Source organism: Shigella sp. FC1661, from assembly GCF_001712525.1.
Lineage (GTDB): Bacteria > Pseudomonadota > Gammaproteobacteria > Enterobacterales > Enterobacteriaceae > Escherichia > Escherichia coli.
This window is the reverse complement of record NZ_MDGW01000307.1, coordinates 1-1,608: the sequence shown is the minus strand read 5'-3', so window position 1 is coordinate 1,608 and position 1,608 is coordinate 1. Positions and strand designations below refer to the sequence as shown.

General features: G+C 47.5%; 3 protein-coding genes and 1 pseudogene. 3 read left to right on the top strand and 1 reads right to left on the bottom strand.

The window, feature by feature from the left end:
- Positions 1 to 221, bottom strand: a 221-nt coding sequence (locus BFF42_RS16395; protein ID WP_252866573.1) for a transposase, incomplete at its 3' end; no start/stop codon positions are given.
- Between the two features lie 108 nt (positions 222 to 329).
- Here BFF42_RS16395 and BFF42_RS16390 point away from each other — a divergent pair.
- The 3 genes and pseudogenes from BFF42_RS16390 to BFF42_RS16380 form a co-directional block, all read left to right on the top strand.
- Complete coding sequence (locus BFF42_RS16390) at positions 330 to 851, top strand: phage tail protein (protein ID WP_077897081.1); 522 nt, start codon at positions 330 to 332, stop codon at positions 849 to 851.
- 2 nt (positions 852 to 853) lie between these two features.
- Entirely contained in the window at positions 854 to 1,399 is a 546-nt protein-coding gene (locus tag BFF42_RS16385; RefSeq protein ID WP_039059100.1) for a tail fiber assembly protein, read from the top strand.
- 23 nt (positions 1,400 to 1,422) lie between these two features.
- Positions 1,423 to 1,512: pseudogene (locus BFF42_RS16380) on the top strand (prophage tail fiber N-terminal domain-containing protein); the annotation flags it as partial.
- Between the last annotated feature and the right edge of the window lie 96 nt (positions 1,513 to 1,608).

The window sequence follows — 1,608 nt, the reverse complement described above, 5'->3', positions numbered from 1 at the left end:
ACAGGAAGTAGCTGGGGGCTCTCTGAAGAAGGTAATAGCAGCTTTCCCTCGCGCCATTGTTGTCGCCATTTGAACAACAGATTGGCATTAATGCCATTTTCAAGAGCAAGTTTTGAGATGGATATCCCGGGTTCACAGGAGGCAGCAACGAGCTGCTGTTTAAATTCGGGAGGATAATTAGGGCAGCCTTTTCGCCTGCCGGGATTCACATTTTTCTGCATATCTGACACTTTGGTTCCCACTACTTATTTGGTGGACACCACTTTGTCTAATTCGTCAGATTCTGACCAGACGGTTCAGGCTGTACGCTTACGAATGGAGACGGTATTCTGGATGTTTATGCTAATAGTCAGCGTGTATTCCGCTTTCAGAATGGAGTGGCTATTGCTTTTAAGAATATTCAGGCCGGAACTGCCAGAAAATTCACGTTATCCAGCGCCAACAACTCCACGAAAAATGCAGCGTTTTATTTGTGGGGTAATCCATCCAGGTCTGTTGTTGCAGAGCTTGGCGATGATTCAGGCTGGCATTTTTTCAGCCAGAGGAATACAGATAACAGCATCACGTTCGCCGTAAACGGACAGGTAATTCCGTTAAATTACGGAAACTTCGATGCCCGCTATAAATATCGAACAGAGGGGGTACAGGATGTACGGTATGGCCATGAAATGTATTACAGCCCCGGCAGTAACACCGTTTCGTGGAGATTTCGCGCACCTTCGGGACACGGGCTGTCAGGGATAGCGATATCGGATACCGGCCGTGACTCAGCGGATAACGTCAACGGCGTGTATTACCGCCCGCTTCAGAAACTGATTAATGGCACCTGGTATAACGTGGCGAGTGTTTAACAATGTTGCATTTAAAAAATATTACTGCGGGCAATCCGAAAACCGTGGAACAATATCAGCTGACAAAACAATATGATGTCACCTGGCTTTTTTCGGAAGACGGAAAAAACTGGTATGAAGAGCTGAAGAATTTCGCCAGCGACACAATTAAAATAACTTACACCGGAGACGGTCGCGTGGTGTGGGTCGGTAAGGATGTGACAGGCATTGAACCCCGTAACGCCAGTGTTATTGAAGTTCCTGATATTACCGCCAACCGCCGCATTACCGCGCCGGGTTACTGGTTTTACCGCAATGATGAATTTGTCTTTGACTACAGACTCAAAGCGGAAGATGAGCGTGATGCCCTTCTGGCTCAGGTCAGTGCCCGGACAGGGGAATGGGAAGAAGACCTGCTGCTGGGGCTAATCAGCGACGAAGACCGGGAAAAACTGAAAGCGTACCGCATTTACGCGAAATCGCTGCAGGCGATGGATTTCAGTGTCATCACTGATAAAACCTCATACAACGCCATTGAATGGCCCGCCTCTCCGGAAATTTCTTCCTGATTTAATTTATCGCGAGAAAAACTATGTCTGTAGTGATATCAGGTGCGCTGACTGATGGCGCAGGTATCCCCATGTCCGGATACCATATTATTCTGAAATCCCGGGTAAACAGTAAGCGTACAGCCTGAACCGTCTGGTCAGAATCTGACGAATTAGACAAAGTGGTGTCCACCAAATAAGTAGTGGGAACCAAAGTGTCAGATATGCAG